Source organism: Picosynechococcus sp. NKBG15041c, assembly GCF_055380235.1.
On the sequence record NZ_AP040363.1, the window covers coordinates 84,718 to 102,539 of the forward strand.

Below are 17,822 nucleotides of genomic sequence, written 5' to 3' on the forward strand. Positions count from 1 at the left end.
TTACCAATCCTAGCACAAAAAAAAGATATTGCAAGCCCCTAGACATTTTTTGCGAGGGAGGCGACTATATTTCGTCTTTAGCTGGGAAATAAACGGCCAGGCAGGTGCGATTCCCGGGGGGCAGAATCACTTTCGTCATAGATTTCACCGACTAGTTCTTCGAGCAGATCTTCTAGGGTAACGAGGCCAACAGTACCGCCATATTCATCGACAACGATCGCAATATGAAGACGTTGCTGCAACATTTCCTTGAGGAGGTCAGCCACCCGTTTGGTTTCAGGAATGTAGACGGGGGTATCCATCACAGACCGAACAATGGGGGGAGAGGCAGCTTGGGCCATATCCGGGTCATGGAGGCCTTTTAGGGCTTGTTTGAGATTAACGATACCAATGATGTGGTCTTTCGATTGTTCCTGGACAGGGATGCGGGTATAGCCTGTCTCAAGGCAGAGGTTGACCAGCTCTTGTAGGGCAGCATCATGGGCGATCGTCTGCATGTCGATGCGCGGTTTTACCACGTCTTTGACCATTAATTCATCTAGGAGGAGGGCATTACCAAGGATGCGACGACGCTGGAGGTCGAGTTTACCTTTCCCACCCAGGATTTCGATCATCAGTTGTAGTTCTGTCAGGGTTTCACTAGTGGGTGCGTTCTTGTCTTGACGGCCCCCAAAAATGCGGATTGTCTTTTCAGTAATGGTCTCAAAAATGTAAATAACGCCCAGGGAAGAGAAAAGACGAGATAGCCAGTAGATGGGCGGAACCACAAAGGTAAATACTGGGCGTAAATTTAAAATAGCCAAGGATTTTGGCGTGATTTCACCAAAAATCAGCACGACAATAGTGACGACCGCCGTCGCAATACCAATGCCTGAGTTACCGAGCCAAATGGCGAATAGGTTACTCGTTAAGATGGCGGAGAAATTGTTAACAAGGTTATTGCCAAGGAGTAGGGTCGTGATAAAGCGTGACCGATTTTTCAGGACTAGCCGAAAAATGCCTTTTGGATCTCCTTGGCGCTTGATCAGTCCTTCGAGTTTGAGGTTATCAAAGGCGGTGATTGCGGTTTCGGATCCGGAAAAGAAGGCCGATAGGCCAATCATGACCACTAGAATCATGAGGTCAAGCCAGATTTCTCCCAGCAGGGGACCCGGTTTACTCGTTTCAGCGGCGGCGATCGCAGACAGAAAATTCAAAGTGTGTTTTTGAGAAAAATAGAGGTGACCGAATTAGTTTAGAACGAATAGGCGGTACTCAGACCCCAGATCACGAGGCCGGCGATCGCCCCTAGGACTAAAATGGCAGAGACGGCCACAACAATGGGTTTATCTGCACCATCAAACTTCATGATGCCACGGTTAAGGTCAGACATAGTCAATACAGCGGCTCCTGATCCGCTAGAAGTCAAGGATGTATCTATTAGGTTAGCGAAAACCGCCCTCATCGACGCGCTAAATTTCTCAAAAAATCCAGATCAAGCCATTGGGAATGGCGCGACCGGAGTTTTAGGCTTGTTGAGATATTGGTAATGGCGATCGGCGTCCTTCCAAACCTTACCGTCGAGGGCACTCTGTTCGATTAAACTGGCCAGACGTAGGGCCTTGAGAGCCTGCTCACCGCCGACGGAGGGTTGTTCGCCGCCCCGGACACATTGAACGAAATGCTCTAGTTCCGCATGGAGTGGCTCAATATTGCTCGTGTAGACCTGTTCAATCAGGCCATCCTGACGGTAGAGAACTTGGCCGTAATCAGTGGTGTAGTTAGCAGTAGTTTGGCGGTGGATCTCGATTTCGTTATTGAGAAAGTCCGCTTCAGTGAGGGAATTTTGGCAGTGGGCGGCGATGGTACGGATTTTGCGGTGGGTGACTTTGCTCGCGGTCAGGGTAGCAACAATGCCATTGGCAAAGTTGAGAGTGGCAGTGACGTAATCGAGGTGGCTGGAGTCATCTTTTTTCGAGCCCGTCGCGGTCAACTGCACCACAGGGGAGCCGGCCATTTCTAGGAGTAAATCAATATCGTGGATCATCAAATCCAGCACCACTGAAACATCATTGGCCCGGTCAGAATAGGGACTCATTCGGTGGGCTTCGATCGCCAAAAGTTTTTCGGTTTTCAGAACCTTACTCAGTTCTTGGAAAGCGGGATTAAACCTTTCGATGTGACCCACTTGGAGGATGACATTGTGTTCAGCGGCGGCGTTAACAAGGGCTTCGGCCTCGGTGATACTGGCGGCGATCGGTTTTTCGATCATCACATGTTTGCCAGCGGCCATACACTCTAAGCCAACTTGGTAGTGGAGCTTTGTAGGAACAGCGACACAAACGGCATCAACACGGGGGAGTAAATCCCGGTAGTCTTCGAAATAACGAATGCGATACTTGCTGGCCAGGTCGAGACCCCGCTCAACATTGAGATCTGCCACGCCAATCAGTTCAATGTCTTTGAGGAGGCTGAGGACACGGGTGTGGTGCTGTCCCATGTTCCCAACACCAATCACACCGATTTTGAGAGGCGTATTTGAGGATAGACTGGACTGTAATTGGGCCATAAGATTTAGGAAACTCCTTGAACTCCTCCACCATAGATGTTGAGGAATACTTTTTAACCTCGCCACCTTTTTGACTACCGATGGTAGCACGGATGTCTAGAGTCTAAAGAATTAATAAGAAGATCGACGGCTAAGGAAAGAGGCGATCGCCTCTTTCCTTAGACATTTCCTTATGGACGAGATTTGTGGGCGAAAGTTCACCCCTGCCCTTGGGCTTCAAGTTTAGCCAGGCGGCTCTGGAGTTGTTTATTTTCTTCTTTGAGCTTGTCGAGGTCTTCCCGCAATCCCTGAATTGCCTTATCGGTGCTGAGTTTTTTCTGGAGACTGGTCACCGTTTCTTCGGCCCGTTGGCGGACCCGCTTGTCGGGGGCTTGGCTGGCAAGGTTTTGGAGTAAACTAACGGCCTTGGGATTCTCGATCTGGCCGAGGGCAGCGACGATCGCCACCTGGGTGAGGAAAAATGTTTCTCGGGCGATCGCCTCTAAACGGTTGAGGATTACTTCTAATTTGTCGTTGGTTTGGCCACTGGCGACTGTGCCTAGGGCACGAATAGCGGCGAGGCGCAGCGGTTGGGGTACCCCCAATTCTGTATAGGGCAAGATCAGATCCACCGCTTCAGCAGAGGTTTTCATCGCCGCTAAACCCCCAATGGCACCAGCGCGGACGACCTCATTCCAGCCGGCACGGGTTTCGAGAATCTGTTTCAGCACATCACGGCTTTCCTCGGCTTTTTCCGTTAAACCAACGGTGACCATCGCCCCTAAAGTCCGGGCGGCGGCGGCCTCAGTGTAGTAGCTGGCATCACCCTTAAGCAAACAAGTTTTTACGGCTTCATAGCTGGTTGCGGTTTTAAATTTGCCGAGGCTGTTGATGGTGGCGCGGCGCACGCGGGGATGGGCATCCTGCAAGCCGACCAGCAGGGCCGTTTCTGCTTGGTTGAGCTGAATGGTGCCAAGGGCTTTGGCGATTTCTACCCGCACCCCCCAAAAAGATTCTGCGGTGAAAGCGGCCTGCAACGTCTTGACCGCTTCGAGGTTGCCTTCTTTGGCGATCGCCTCAGCCGCTTGAATTCGGGAAATGGGGTCAGGATCATGGGTGAGTTGATTTTTCAGTTCCGCCATCGGGTAGGACAATTTCACCGTTTTTGTCCAATGGTTGCCGACATCGAAGCTGACAAAATCTGGCTTGCGGTCGAGGGGCAGATAAAAAGTATGTTCTGGGTCGTTCAGGCGGAAGGTAAAGGTTTTTTGGCTAACGGCATCACCATCGATGTAACTGAAGGCAACGGGAATTTTTAGATCAAAAAGGGTTTTTTCGTCTTTTTTCCCTTGGGTTTGTTTGACCGTCAGTTTGGCTAAACCACTTTCTCCGTCCCAACTGTAGGCGACTTCAAAATCAGGATGACCACCCCGGAAGACATATTGATCAAACAAGGGCGCCAGGTTAAACCCAGTGGACGCTTCGATCGCCCGCAGTAGATCAATGGTTTCGACGGTCTGGTGGGCGTGCTTTTGGACAAAATTTTGAATCGCTTTATAAAACAGTTCGTCCCCTAGTATTGTGCGGATCATGTGATAGACACAGGCTCCCTTTTCATACAGGTGGCGATCGTACAGTTCGATGGGGGCGCGGTAGACATGGGTGACGATTGGACGACGGTAACGGCTGCTATCTTCGTCGAGATAGTTACGCATCTGTTCAAGGAGGTAATAGGCCGCTTCTTCCTTGCCATACTCATGTTCCGTCCAGAGTACCTCCGCATAGGTGGCCATCCCTTCTTTGATCCAAGCGTGGCTCCAATGCTTAATCACCACCAGATCCCCAAACCATTGGTGGGCTAGCTCATGTAAGACCAAGGTTTCGGTGCGCTGATCATCGAGGCTGGCCCGCTCATCCAACAGACAGCGATCCGTTAAGAGCGTGGTGGAGGTGTTTTCCATGCCGCCGAAGATAAAGTCATCGACACAAACCTGGGCATACTTTGGAAAGGGATATTTGTAGCCATAGGTTTGACTGAGAAAATCGATCATTTGGGGCGTTTTACCCATGCTGCGATCGCCATCGGCTTCGCGCCCTTTTTCCACGTAGTAGAGGACGGGGATGCCTTGCCATTCAGTTTTTGTTTCGGCGAAATCACCCACCGCCAAGGTAATTAAATAGGAAGGATGAATTTCCTTTTGAGACCAGTGATATTCAGTTTTGTCCCCCTGGGCGGTGGTGGCGATCAGTTCCCCGTTGGAGATGGCGCGATAGGGATTAGCCACGCGAATTTTGAGTTCAGAAGTCGCAAGCTGGCCGGGATAGTCGAAACAGGGAAACCAAAAGCGGGAATCTTCATCTTCCCCCTGGGTCCACACCTGGACAGGCTTTTCCGGGTAATGGTCATCCGGTTGGATAAAATAAATGCCCCGCTGCGGTTCCGTTAAATGGTAGGCGATCGCCAAATCAATTTTTTCTGTGGTGGTGGGCTGGAGTAAGCGGATATTAAGGGTTTCGCCGTTGTAATCAAAGGGCTGACTCACGCTGCCGATGCACACCGATTCGATGGTCATATCCACCGCATCAAGGGTTAGGGAAGTCACCCCAGAACGCACTGGCGCTAGGGTAATTGTGCAGATGCCGGAGAGCGATCGCCCCGTCAGATCGAGGTCTAAATCCAGAAAAATATGTTCCACCTGCCCCGGCCGGTCTGGGTTGTAGTGGGGTTTCGCGCCGGGTAACTCAAAGGAGCGGGTCGCTTCGGTATCGACAAAATATTCAAAATTAATTCCAGACAGTTTACTCGGCATATTTCTATAATCTTGGGCGATCGCCACCCCAAAAATTCCCTCGCTTCAAATCATAACAATCCGACCCTACTCCAAGCGAACCGCCCCCAGATATCCCCACTGCTTCCTGCAAAAACTTACTGCCATAATGGGAAATAGCGTAAATATTTAGAAAACTCAATCCCTATGACCCAAAATCCCCTCCTCATCGGCCAAGGTTTACCCCCTTTTGCAGATATTAGGCCGGAACAAATCGAACCCGCCGTCACCACTCTCCTTGACACCCTCGAACAGCAAGTCAGCAGTCTCGAAGCTAACCTCCAGCCCACTTGGGAAGCCTTTGTTGAACCCCTCACTCGCCTCGAAGAAAAACTGATGTGGACTTGGGGGGCGATCGGGCATTTAATGAGTGTGAAAAATAGCCCCGAACTCCGTGCCGCCTACGAAAAAATGCAGCCCGCCGTAGTCCAATTCATTAACCGGTGGAGCCAGAGTCGCCCCATCTACGAAGGTTACAAAGCGATTCGCGAAAGTGATCAATGGCAAACCCTTGAGCCAGCCCAGCAGCGCATCGTTGAAGCCGCTCTCCAGGAAGCGGAGCTGGCCGGGGTGAGCCTTGACGGAGAAATCAAAGAAAAATTCAATGCCATCCAATTAGAACTCGCAGATCTCTCAACAAAATTTTCTAATAATGTCCTTGATGCAACCAAGGCTTTCAAGCTCAAACTGACGGATAAAGCCGATGTTGCTGGCTTACCTGATAGCGCCCTGAGCCTTGCGGCCCAAACCGCCCGCAGTGAAGGGGAAGATGAGGCCACCCCCGAAAGCGGCCCCTGGGTGATTACCCTCGATTACCCAAGCTATCTGCCCTTTTTGCAATATGCTGACAATCGAGACCTGCGGGAAAAGGTTTACAAAGCCGCAATTTCTAAGGCCTCCTCTGGGGAATTTGATAACCATAGCAATATCGATCGTATTCTCACCTTGCGCAAGCAAAAAGCAGAGATTTTAGGGTTTGCGAATTATGCTGAACTGAGCCTCGCCCGGAAGATGGCCCCCGATGTGGCGGCGGTAGAAAATTTGATGGAAGAGTTGCGCCAGGTCAGCTTCGATGCGGCCCAACAGGAATTGGCTGAACTGAAAACCTTTTCGGGACAAGCAGAACTCAAACATTGGGATATCGCCTACTGGTCAGAGAAACAAAAAGAAGCCAAATTTGGCTTCAAAGCGGAAGAATTACGCCCTTATTTCTCCCTGGAGCGAGTGCTAGACGGTTTATTTGGTCTAGCCCAGCGTCTTTTCTCGGTGCAAATTGTTGCGGCGGACGGACGAGCACCTGTATGGCAAGAGGATGTGCGCTATTTCCAGATTAATGACGAATCTGGGACGCAAATCGCGAGTTTCTACCTCGATCCCTACAGTCGTCCGGCAGAAAAACGTGGTGGCGCTTGGATGAATGATTGTGTCGGTCGGGCGAAATTAGTGGCCGATGGCCATACGGTGACCCGATTGCCTGTGGCTTATCTCATCTGCAATCAGACACCGCCCGTTGATGGCAAGCCTAGTCTGATGACCTTTGGGGAAGTAGAAACGCTCTTCCATGAATTTGGTCACGGGCTGCAACATATGCTGACCCATGTGGATTACCCTGGGGCCGCTGGGATCAATAATGTGGAGTGGGATGCGGTGGAGCTGCCTAGCCAGTTTATGGAAAATTGGTGCTATCACCGAGAAACGTTGTTCGGTATGGCCAAGCATTACGAAACAGGCGAAACACTCCCAGAGCACTATTACCAAAAACTCCTAGCGGCACGCACTTACATGAGTGGCTCGGCAATGCTGCGGCAGTTGCACTTTAGTTTGCTAGATATTGAACTGCACGCGAAATATGATCCGGCTAGTGATGAAACCCCTGAACAGGTGCGCGATCGCCTGGCAGAAACCACCACAGTCATGAAGCCGTTACCCGAAGATTCTTTCCTCTGTGCCTTTGGTCATATCTTCGCTGGGGGCTATGCGGCGGGCTATTACAGCTACAAGTGGGCGGAAGTGCTCAGTGCCGATGCATTTGCAGCTTTTGAGGAAGTGGGTCTAGAAGATCCGGTGGCGATCGCCTCTGTCGGTAAAAAATTCCGCGAAACAGTTCTTGGTTTAGGCGGCAGTTTGCACCCAATGGAAGTGTTTAAAAAGTTCCGTGGACGCGAACCCCAAACCGAACCTTTACTCCGCCATAGCGGTTTACTTCAGACCGCTTAATTTCAACTGTTAAGAGTTTAATTATGGGCCTTTGTATTATTAATTGCAAGGCCCATTCTTTATTTTTAAGCTTTGCATTTCAATTCTTCCAATAAAACTCTAGGACGATAAAAAGCGATATTTGAATATAAGCTGGAACGATTTTTGAGGATATATAATTCATATTCAAACCAATCCATATCGAGCTTTTCTCGATTGCACCTAGAACAAATCACCCAAAGATTTCGAAAATCCATAGAAAGCCAAGGATATTTAGAACGTGGCAATTTATGATCGATATTTCGGCCATTATAATAATGATATTTTTCTTCGCAAATTGGACAACCAAAGGTCGAATTTTCTTGTACCCATTTTTTACTTTCTTGTGTGACTCCTAACTCTCCATCACCACCAATATATCGCCAATGATTATATTTACAGTATTCTTCAAAATCTTCGCTCGTTAAACGATGATAATGTTTACTACCAATCTTTTTGGCTAAATTCAAAATTTCTTCGAGGCTTTGGTCAAGAAAATTATTTTTGTCCATAAATTACTTTGATAAATCACCAAAATCAACAAACTCTACTTCATCATCGGGAAAGATTTTTTCTGCAACAATACTAATGCTTTCTATAATATGTTGAAATCTTTCTTGAAAATCTTTTTTTTCCTGGGAAGTCTGATATTTTTCTCCTATTCGATCAGACTCTAAAAATAATTCTTCTAACGACATATTGTGGATTTCAGTTTCTCTTTTAAGGTCAAGGATCTTTTCATGGAGTTTAATAACCCTATCCCAACCAATGTTTTGATAGCTATTTTGTTTTAACCAAATTTGATATTTTTTTTCTAAAAGCGAACGATGCTCTTTATTCCATCGTTGAAGCTTTCGATAGGACATTCCTTTATATAATTTTTTTGATGTTGTTTTTGGCATATTATCCACTTATTAAATTCACTATCTTTAATAAACCTTTTCGGATTTCACTATTCTCAAGGTTCATTAACCTTGCCATTTCTTGTGCAAATTTTAATCTCAAAGCATCATTGATATTTTTTAGATCTCTATTTTCTCGCTTCAAAACACCATTTACATCAATCAATTGCTTATTTTTTGATGATATTTCTTGCTTTTCTTTTTGTGCTGTATGTAAACGTTTTTGTAGTTCTTGCTTTTGAGCTTTTAATTCATCTATTTCTTGCTCGATTTTTCGATTATCTTCTGATAAATTAGTTTCGATACTTTTCAGTTTATTTTTTCGTGTCTCTAGGTCACTGATTTTTCCCTGTAGTTCTTGGCATTCCTGCTCTATTTTTTTGTATTTCTTTTCAAGTCTACTGCGTTGCTGTCCTAAAATGCGGTTATTCTTACCTAATGTAGAATTTGTTTCTGCAAAAGACTGTATTAATTTCTGAAGGAAGACAGATTTTCCTTCTTCTAGGGTATCTAGAAGTTCTTGGCACTCTGTTCGTTGCAGGGCATTGGTAATTGCCTTATTGATCTTATATTTGTCTTTCAAAACTGTTTGTATTTCACTTTTGCTTAACATGTCAAATGTCTTTTACTTTTGCACTTAAGTATTGCTTTCCTGGAAAAATCATAACAAAAATTGGTCGCGACAATAATAGTTTTAAAATTGTTGAATATTTATAATTTTTTTTTGAATTTCGTTTATTTTTTGAAGATTGTTGAAATCAACTGACATTAAAAAGACTCCTAGATTTTCTAGAAGTCCTTAGTTGTATTTTACTTAAAGCCACGTAATTTAAATTGAATCTAACCAATTTTCTTCTGAATCAGAATCCGCGCCAACATAGGCTGGAGGATTTGTTGCTCTGGTCGGGGATTCTAAGCCATTAGCTGTTTGCTCCGGCTCATCTATACCTAACCATTGATCATCGGGTTGTTCAGCATCAAAAGAAATAGCCATCGTCGCCTCATCTTCGCCCCAATCATCATCAGGTTCATCGAGTTCAACTTCTGCGACCAAAACTTCATCCGGTGCGACGACAGGAAGAATTTCTGCTTCTGTTGTTATGGATGGCTCTTCGGGTTCTGTGGGTTGCTCTTCCGGTTCTGGTAAGATCGCCACCTCTGCAATCGTCAGGGGTTCTTCCCGTTCGGGGCGTTGTCGATCGAAGATCAATTGCCCATCGGCACAATCAACCACAATGCGATCGCCTTCTATGAAGTCCGTTTCTAGAATGCGGTTGGCGATCGGGTTTTCTAGCTCCCGCTGAATCGCCCGCTTGAGCGGTCTGGCCCCAAAGGTTGGGTCATAACCCGCTTCTACCACATGATCTAAAGCCTGATCCGTAAGTTGAAGCACAATTTTCTGATCTGCGAGTAACTTCTCAATGCGCTTAATTTGCAACTTCACAATTTCCTTTAACTCGTCCCGTTTGAGGGTATGGAAAATAATCAGCTCGTCAATGCGGTTCAAAAATTCTGGCCGGAAATTTTTCCGTAGAGATCCTGTCACCTGATCGCGCATTTGGTCATAGTTCGCATCATCCCCTGACAAACTCAGGATAAACTCACTGCCAATGTTGCTCGTCATTACGATGATCGTATTGCGAAAATCCACGACCCGTCCTTGAGAATCAGTGATCCGGCCATCATCTAGCACCTGTAACAGGATGTTAAACACATCCTTATGGGCTTTTTCCACTTCATCTAGAAGCACCACCGAATAAGGGCGCCGCCGCACCGCCTCCGACAGTTGACCTCCTTCTTCGTAACCCACATAGCCTGGAGGCGCACCAATGAGTCGCGACACGGCATGTTTTTCCATGTACTCAGACATATCAATACGCACCATCGCTTCTTCACTGTCAAAGAGTAGTGCCGCTAAAGCCCGTGCTAATTCTGTTTTGCCGACCCCCGTTGGCCCCATAAACATAAATGAACCAATCGGACGACTGGGATCCTTCATCCCAGCCCGGGCGCGACGGATTGCCGCAGAAACCGCTTCCACCGCTTCCTGTTGGCCAATAACTCGCTGGTGGAGATGCCCTTCAAGTTGCAACAGCTTTTGGCGCTCCGATTCCATCAGACGGTTCACGGGAATGCCAGTCCAACGGGCAACAATTTCCGCAATGTCTGCCTCGGTGACCTGTTCCCGGAGCATCGCATCCCCAGCCGCTTGAATTTCCAAAAGCTTGGCTTCTTTTTGGCTCAGTTCTGCTTGTAATCCTTCGAGGCGGCCATATTTTAATTGGGCCGCTTTGTTGAGGTCATAGGCTCGCTCTGCCTGTTCTACCTGGAGGCGCAATTGTTCTTCTTCTTCCTTAAGACCATTAATCTCATCAATCAGATTCTTCTCCGCAAGCCACTGGGAAGAGAGGTCTTTTTGTTGGACTTCGAGATTTTTGATTTCCTCATCAATGCGATCAAGGCGTTCTTTGGATGCGAGGTAAGCTGGGGAATTGGCCCCCAGTTGTTCTTCTCCCTTCAGGGAAAGTTGTTCCATTTGTAGTTGCATCAAACGGCGATCGATCGCCTCTAGTTCCACAGGCTTAGAGGTAATCTCCATCTTGAGCTTGGCAGCGGCTTCATCCACCAAGTCGATCGCCTTATCCGGGAGAAAGCGGTCGGTAATGTAGCGGTTCGAGAGGGTGGCCGCCGCAACCAGAGCCGAATCGGTAATATTGACGCCGTGGTGCAGTTCATAGCGCTCTTTTAGACCCCGCAGGATTGAAACAGTATCCTCAACGGTGGGTTGTTTCACCAAAACCTGTTGGAAACGTCGCTCCAGGGCCGGATCTTTTTCAATATGTTTGCGAAACTCATCAAGGGTGGTCGCCCCAATGCAGCGCAGTTCGCCCCGGGCCAGCATCGGCTTGAGCAGATTCCCCGCATCCATGGAGCCATTGGTGGAACCGGCCCCCACGACGGTGTGGACTTCATCAATGAACAGAATAATTTGGCCGTCGGATTGGGTCACTTCTTTAAGCACCGACCGTAGCCGCGCTTCAAATTCGCCCCGATATTTTGCCCCGGCGATCAGGGAGCCCATATCCAAAGACATGAGTTGGCGGTTTTTTAACGATTCAGGTACATCTCCATTAACAATTCGCTGGGCCAAGCCCTCGGCGATCGCCGTTTTACCGACCCCCGGCTCCCCAATGAGGACTGGATTATTTTTCGAACGGCGAGACAGCACCTGGATCACTCGGCGAATTTCATCATCCCGCCCGATGACTGGATCGAGTTTGCCGTCTTTTGCTTGCTCCGTCAGGTCCCGGCCATATCTACCCAGGGCACTGCCATAGGCACTGCTACTGCTGCCATCTTCCCCTTCCTCTTGATTTTGCGTGGTGACCCTCTGGCTCCCCTTGACCGCTTTGATTTTTAGTTCAAAATCTTGGGGATCGAGGTTAAAACTTTTGAGCGATCGCCGCCCGATACGGTCATCTTCTGCAAAGCCCACCAGCAGATGTTCCACAGAGATAAAATCATCCTGCCAACTGACCCGGCAGGCTTCCGCCCGGTCAAGCATTACATCCAGTTGGGGGCCGAGATAGAGTTGGTCACCCCGCATCAACTTCGGTTGCTGTTGCGTAAAGCGTTCAAGCTGTTGCTGAAGCCGCAGTGAGTCGATACCCGCCTGGGTCAAAATAATTTGGGCCAGCCCCTGATCCTGTTCCAACAAAGACAACAGTAAGTGCTCTACCTCAAGATTTTGGTGTCTGTAACGACGGGCGATCTCCTGTGACTTGACGATCGCATCCCAAGCTTGCTCGGTAAATTTGCTGGAATCAGTGGGCTGCATCAGTAATTTTCGGGGTTGGCATGAACAGTTTTCTTCAGCTCAGTTTAACACCCCCACCGCCGTCCCAAGGGGCTGCCCACAGGAGATCTTGGGGTCATTCCTCACCCGAAGCCCCCTTGGGAAAATTAGCAAAATCCTAAATTCAGGTAAAAATTAGGTAAAAATACGGATTTATTTTCCAAGAAAAATCATTGAAACTGTTATCTTCCTTGTGGTATCAATAGGAAGTTTACCCCTTTACTTGGAGTGTAAGGATAACAAGAATGAAAAAATTGGGTACTCACCTTGTGGTGGATGGTTGGGGTTCCCCTGCGAACCTGCTTGATGATCCCGAAGGTATCCGTCAGGCTATGATCGAAGCGATCGCTGCCGGAGAAGCTACTCTAATTGACCTCTGTGTCCACCAGTTTAGTCCCCACGGTGTAACTGCCACCGCAACCCTTGCCGAGTCTCACATTGCGATTCACACTTGGCCCGAATATGGGTATTTTGCAGCTGATTTATTTTTCTGTGGTCGCGGTAAACCCGTCGAAGCCATGAAATTCCTTCAGAAAGCGTTACAGGCGACGGAATGTAAAATGACCGAGTTTGACCGCGGCTTCCCTAAGGAAATGCTTGTTCCTCCCATGGCGGCGATCGCCTAAATCTATCAGTTTCTCAACCCTTGAAGTTAGCAATATATTTAAGACTTCCTCAGTAACTGAATAACTCGAACGCTTCCCTTCCTCTGATGATTCGCAGGAAGGGATTCTTGTTTGGGCCGTTGCTGGTACTCGAAATTGACTTTTGGGTAACAGGGTTTATCTGAGGCGATCGCCCCAGGACACAGCCCCGAGAAGATTAAAAGTATTCTCCCTGGCCCAACGTTGGTTAAATTCCCCTAGGATTTTAGTACGGCGATATATGGCGCCCTTTGATAGAATGTAGCTCACCCATTGACTGCCATTTCTATGGAAAATAATCCGACCGATATCCCGCAACGCAGCGAAAAAACCCAAATTTCCATCCACATTGATCCAGATGTCCTTGAGCAGATCAAACATCTCACCAATGATCCGAGTAAAGTGATTGAAACGGCGGTCAAACAATGGCTCCGGGGCGAGCGGGTGCGGGATGATGAGTTGACGCGACGTCTCCGCCGCAATCCACCAGTCCCCCCCAAAGGAGAATGGAACGATTAGGCTGAGCATGGCCGCGCATTTTATTTGATCTCCTCGATGTTCCTCTGGGGAAAGTGTGAAGATCTCCAATGCTAGATTTAAGTGGCAAGTCGCATGGGCGCTAGTAAAGGACATGGACAATACCTGGGAAAAAAGTTGGCTAGAGCTGTCGCATCTATAGAATTCTTGGGGATATTGCTTTGTCGATAAACGGGCGATCGCCCACAATAAAAGCTTTTTTCAAGCAATATCCTAAGAGCCAAATCCGAAAGTGCATCGATAGTTTGAATGCCGGAAAATCAGCCCAAAAAAATTAATAATCTCAGTATTTTTTACCTGCAAATCGACTATAGTCTGGAAAGATTGTCTTAAATTCTCACATTCACCATGAGCCAGACGGCCATTACTGATCGCCTCGCCATCTTTGAACATTTTGGCATTAACCTCGGCTTAGACCGCATTCACAATCTCCTTGCCCATCTCCATCATCCAGAACGGCAAGTCCCGATCATCCACGTTGCCGGGACCAATGGCAAAGGTTCAGTCTGCGCTTATTTATCGAGCATTCTCACCGCAGCGGGCTATCGAGTCGGCCGGTTTACCTCTCCCCATCTGGTGGATTGGACAGAGCGGATTTGTCTCAATAACCAACCCATCGCCGCCGATCGCCTCTTCAAAATTCTGCAGCAAGTTGAGGCTGCCATCGATCCGGCACAGGAAACACCCACCCAGTTTGAAGTCATTACAGCAGTTGGGTTTTTGTATTTCGCCCAGGAAAATGTTGATATCGCAGTGATTGAAGTGGGCTTGGGGGGCAGACTGGATTCAACCAATGTTTACGATCGCCCCTTGGTTTCGGTCATCACTTCCATTGGGATGGATCATTGGCAGCGGCTGGGGAATAGCCTCGATAAAATTGCGGCAGAAAAAGCGGGAATTCTCAAACAAGATTGTCCGGCAGTGATTGGGGTCGTGCCAGAACTCGCCGCGCAGGTGATTCAGGAAAAAATTGCGGCGCTAAATTGTCCCAGCACTTGGATCCAACCAGCCCAGGCAGTTCACTCCCCTTCAGGGGGAGGGCAGAGGGGGAGGTTAGCGAAATATGGTGATTTTGAGTATCATTTGCCGCTTCTAGGGGATATTCAGCTCCACAATTCGGCGATCGCCATCGAAACCATCTACACGCTACGAAAACAAGGCTGGCAGATTACCGATGCAGCATTGCGCGATGGAATCGCTCAAACCCAATGGGCGGGACGGATTGAGTGGCGACGCTGGAAAACTCACGACATTCTCATCGATGGGGCCCATAACGGTGTGGCAGCGGTAGCGCTCCGGGAATATGTCGATACCCTGCCACAACCTGTGACTTGGGTGATGGGGATGCTCACCACCAAGGATCATCAAAATGTCTTTAAAGCGTTGTTGCGGAAAGGCGATCGCCTCCATTTAGTTCCCGTGGGCGGCCATAGCAGCGCCGATCCAGGCGAACTTGCCATGTTAGCCCAGTTGAGTTGTCCCACATTGGAAAACTGTCAAACCCACGCTACTTTGTCCGCAGCCCTTGATCAGGCCATTGTCAACAAGGAAACTGTGGTGCTATGCGGCTCTCTATATCTTTTGGGAGAATTTCTTAGCTATGCAGCCTAAATTCAAAACCAGACGAGCCTGGAACCAAGCCGAAGCCTTGTTACAACCAGCCTTTATTCGGGTGGTGGACAACTTTCGCGCCCAACTAGAAGATTCTGCCTGGAGTGGCGAGTACGAAGATATCCAGACGCCCTATCCAGGTTATCTGTTACACCTCAAAAAAGAGGGACTGGAAACCAGCATCAATATCTGGGATCTGTGCTACCAAATTTGTTTCTGTGAATATCCCACCACAGCCATTGTGGGCAATAGTTGTGAAGTGGAAATCGATCAAAGCCTCTTTGAAGACGCCGGTGCTGTGGATTGGCAACGGCTTGAAACTAAGACCCAGCGGTTAATCAAAGCAATTTTTGACCAGTTGCCATAATTCGGCCCAGTTGCCGTGATGCGAGATTATGCTGAGTTGAAAAGACAAAACCCGGGGGCGATCGCCGACGTCTTAATTTGACAAGAGCTGATGGAAACAGTAATGACCTACGCAGACTGGAAGCTTGATCTCCTCACCTATAACACCGACACAAGCAGTGACAACTCTCTCATTTGGGCGATCGACGCCCCACAAACCTATCGCTATACAGCCCAATTTTTCGCCGAGGCCAATGGTCTTCTCAACGAAATAAGCCCTGAAGAACTGAACAAAATTTTTTGGTTTTTGAGCCATGATGTACTCAATGTTCAGCCAGAACATTATCCAGATCTATCGATCTGGCAAGACTATTTAGGCGCAATCAAAATTCTCTTTCGCGATCTTTTCAACATCCACTGTGCCCCGGTCCTCGGGCATCGCGATGAGCAACCGACAACCCCCCTCAATAGTGCCTGCTACATGTGGTGGGACATCCTCCCCGTTTGGCATTCTGACGAAAATTGTCGCTTTGCCATCCAGTCCCTTTGTTTGGAGGTGATGACATTTTGTCTGTCCCTGGGGAATCTCGCCTGCAAAGAGTCGGCCCTGCATGGCCTCGGACATTGGTATCATTTCGCACCGCGAGAGGTTGAAAGGATTATTCAAGAGGGCGATCGCCACATTCCTCCCCCACTCAAAAACTACGCGAAATCCGCCCAATGTGGCTGTGTACTTTAATCCCCAGAAAATCAGCACAATGACCCTGGCGGAAAGACCACAAGCCATAATTTTGCATGAAGTTATGTTAATTTTCCCCGGCGGAAGAACTTTTGGGCTCAGACCCTCAGCACTTTGTATCGGGTGTCACTTTTTTTCGGGGGCTGGACTTTTACACTGCAAGGCTTAAACATCACTTAAACTCTCCGGCTTTTCTCTTCTCACACACTACCCTAAAGCCCCTTGAGAAAATTACATTTAACCATGAGTAATCTCGGAAGACGTAAATTTATCCTCTACAGCTCTGCTGCCCTCGGTTCCAGTATTCTCCTCAAAGCCTGCGGCCAAGCTACAGATACAACGAATCCTGATAGTAGCAGTGGGACAACTTCTACCCCTAGCGGTGACACCATCAAAGTGGGTATTCTCCACTCCCTCAGTGGCACAATGGCGATCAGTGAAACCACCGTTGTCGAAGCAGAACAGCTCGCCATCAAAGAAATTAACGCGGCTGGTGGCATCAATGGCAAACTAATCGAGGCGATCGTTGAAGATGGCGCCTCTGACTGGGATGTGTTTAAAGAAAAAGCGGAAAAACTCATCGATCAAGATGGTGTTGCCGTTGTCTTCGGTTGTTGGACATCTGCCAGCCGCAAAGCTGTCAAGGATGTTTTTGAAGCAAAAGACCACATTCTGTTCTATCCACTCCAATATGAAGGCCAGGAATGTTCTAAGAATATTTTCTACACAGGGGCAGCCCCAAACCAACAGATTGAACCGGCTGTTGATTGGCTCCTAGAAAATAAAGGGACTGAGTTTTTCCTCGTCGGCTCTGATTATGTGTTCCCCAGGACTGCAAACACGATTATCAAGGCACAGTTGGAAGCAAAGGGTGGCACTACTGTCGGAGAAGACTATCTCCCCCTTGGTAATACCGAAGTGACACCGATTATTTCTAAAATCCAAGCTGCACTCCCCGATGGTGGCGTGATTTTCAATAGTCTCAATGGTGATAGTAATGTTGCTTTCTTCAAGCAAATTAGGGATGCGGGCCTGACTCCTGATAAATATCCGGTAATGTCTGTGTCGATCGCCGAAGAAGAAGTACGGCAAATCGGGGCTGAGTATCTCGTCGGCCACTATGCGTCTTGGAATTATTTCCAAACAGTGGAAACCCCAGAAAATGAAAAGTGGGTGACAGACTTTAAGGCAGAGTATGGTGATGACCGGGTGACCAATGACCCCATGGAGGCGGCCTACATCATGGTCTATCTGTGGAAGCAGGCCGTGGAAGCGGCGATCGCTGGCGGTGCGGCTGATGCCTATGACCTTGAAGCAGTACGTAATGCAGCCATCGGTCAAGAGTTTGCGGCCCCCGAAGGCCCCGTTACCATGAATGTCAATCACCACCTATCGAAGACGGTGCGTATTGGTCAGGTGCGGGAAGATGGCCTGTTTGATATTGTTTGGGCCACCGACGGCCCCATTGATCCCCAGCCTTGGAACCAGTTTGTTGAGTCCACTAAGGGTTTGGGTTGTGACTGGAGTGATCCCACCAAGGGTGAACAATACCAAATCTAAAGGTTTTTAGGGGAAACTTCGGGATAGTTGCCAAATTT

15 protein-coding genes are annotated in these 17,822 nt (G+C 48.3%); 7 read left to right on the plus strand and 8 right to left on the minus strand.

Going from position 1 to position 17,822, the window contains the following annotated elements:
• Positions 1-77 precede the first annotated feature (77 nt).
• From ACZ45B_RS00385 to ACZ45B_RS00400, 4 genes are all read right to left on the minus strand, one after another.
• Complete coding sequence (locus ACZ45B_RS00385) at positions 78-1,103, minus strand: hemolysin family protein (protein ID WP_315862128.1); 1,026 nt, start codon at positions 1,101-1,103, stop codon at positions 78-80.
• A gap of 131 nt (positions 1,104-1,234) precedes the next feature.
• Complete coding sequence (locus tag ACZ45B_RS00390; RefSeq protein ID WP_024545484.1) at positions 1,235-1,372, minus strand: hypothetical protein; 138 nt, start codon at positions 1,370-1,372, stop codon at positions 1,235-1,237.
• Between the two features lie 102 nt (positions 1,373-1,474).
• Entirely contained in the window at positions 1,475-2,548 is a 1,074-nt protein-coding gene (locus ACZ45B_RS00395; protein WP_024545483.1) for a Gfo/Idh/MocA family protein, read from the minus strand.
• A gap of 197 nt (positions 2,549-2,745) precedes the next feature.
• Positions 2,746-5,337, minus strand: coding sequence for a M1 family metallopeptidase (locus ACZ45B_RS00400; RefSeq protein WP_029681742.1), 2,592 nt, complete (start codon positions 5,335-5,337; stop codon positions 2,746-2,748).
• Positions 5,338-5,502: 165 nt separating this feature from the next.
• Here ACZ45B_RS00400 and ACZ45B_RS00405 point away from each other — a divergent pair, with 165 nt between their 5' ends.
• Positions 5,503-7,572, plus strand: coding sequence for a M3 family metallopeptidase (locus ACZ45B_RS00405; protein ID WP_024545481.1), 2,070 nt, complete (start codon positions 5,503-5,505; stop codon positions 7,570-7,572).
• A 65-nt stretch (positions 7,573-7,637) separates the two neighbouring features.
• Here ACZ45B_RS00405 and ACZ45B_RS00410 read toward each other — a convergent pair whose 3' ends face one another.
• From ACZ45B_RS00410 to clpB, 4 genes are all read right to left on the minus strand, one after another.
• Positions 7,638-8,102, minus strand: coding sequence for an HNH endonuclease signature motif containing protein (locus tag ACZ45B_RS00410; RefSeq protein WP_024545480.1), 465 nt, complete (start codon positions 8,100-8,102; stop codon positions 7,638-7,640).
• 3 nt (positions 8,103-8,105) lie between these two features.
• A complete protein-coding gene (locus ACZ45B_RS00415) occupies positions 8,106-8,501 on the minus strand; it encodes a hypothetical protein (RefSeq protein ID WP_148293414.1) in 396 nt (131 codons plus the stop codon).
• Positions 8,494-9,105: a hypothetical protein gene (locus ACZ45B_RS00420; protein ID WP_024545478.1), complete on the minus strand. Its 612-nt coding sequence runs from the start codon at positions 9,103-9,105 to the stop codon at positions 8,494-8,496. The genes ACZ45B_RS00415 and ACZ45B_RS00420 overlap by 8 nt, the downstream gene beginning before the upstream one ends.
• A 216-nt stretch (positions 9,106-9,321) precedes the next feature.
• Positions 9,322-12,330, minus strand: coding sequence for an ATP-dependent chaperone ClpB (gene clpB / locus ACZ45B_RS00425; protein ID WP_024545477.1), 3,009 nt, complete (start codon positions 12,328-12,330; stop codon positions 9,322-9,324).
• A gap of 263 nt (positions 12,331-12,593) precedes the next feature.
• Between clpB and speD the strand changes: the two genes are divergently transcribed.
• The 6 genes from speD to urtA all read left to right on the plus strand — a co-directional run bounded on the left by speD (position 12,594) and on the right by urtA (position 17,784).
• A complete protein-coding gene (speD, locus tag ACZ45B_RS00430; protein WP_024545476.1) occupies positions 12,594-12,974 on the plus strand; it encodes an adenosylmethionine decarboxylase in 381 nt (126 codons plus the stop codon).
• A gap of 306 nt (positions 12,975-13,280) precedes the next feature.
• Positions 13,281-13,511 carry a hypothetical protein gene (locus ACZ45B_RS00435; RefSeq protein WP_024545475.1) on the plus strand — a complete coding sequence of 77 codons (231 nt, stop codon included), beginning with the start codon at positions 13,281-13,283 and terminating at the stop codon, positions 13,509-13,511.
• A 366-nt stretch (positions 13,512-13,877) separates the two neighbouring features.
• Positions 13,878-15,140, plus strand: a complete 1,263-nt coding sequence (locus ACZ45B_RS00440) for a bifunctional folylpolyglutamate synthase/dihydrofolate synthase (RefSeq protein WP_024545474.1) — start codon at positions 13,878-13,880, stop codon at positions 15,138-15,140.
• A complete protein-coding gene (locus ACZ45B_RS00445) occupies positions 15,130-15,507 on the plus strand; it encodes a hypothetical protein (RefSeq protein WP_024545473.1) in 378 nt (125 codons plus the stop codon). Before ACZ45B_RS00440 ends, ACZ45B_RS00445 begins: the two co-directional genes overlap by 11 nt.
• 102 nt (positions 15,508-15,609) lie before the next feature.
• On the plus strand, positions 15,610-16,224 hold the full coding sequence (locus tag ACZ45B_RS00450) for a hypothetical protein (RefSeq protein WP_051352912.1): 615 nt from the start codon (positions 15,610-15,612) through the stop codon (positions 16,222-16,224).
• A 243-nt stretch (positions 16,225-16,467) separates the two neighbouring features.
• Positions 16,468-17,784 (plus strand): urea ABC transporter substrate-binding protein, encoded by a 1,317-nt coding sequence (gene urtA / locus ACZ45B_RS00455; RefSeq protein WP_024545471.1) that lies wholly within the window; start codon positions 16,468-16,470, stop codon positions 17,782-17,784.
• Positions 17,785-17,822 lie beyond the last annotated feature (38 nt).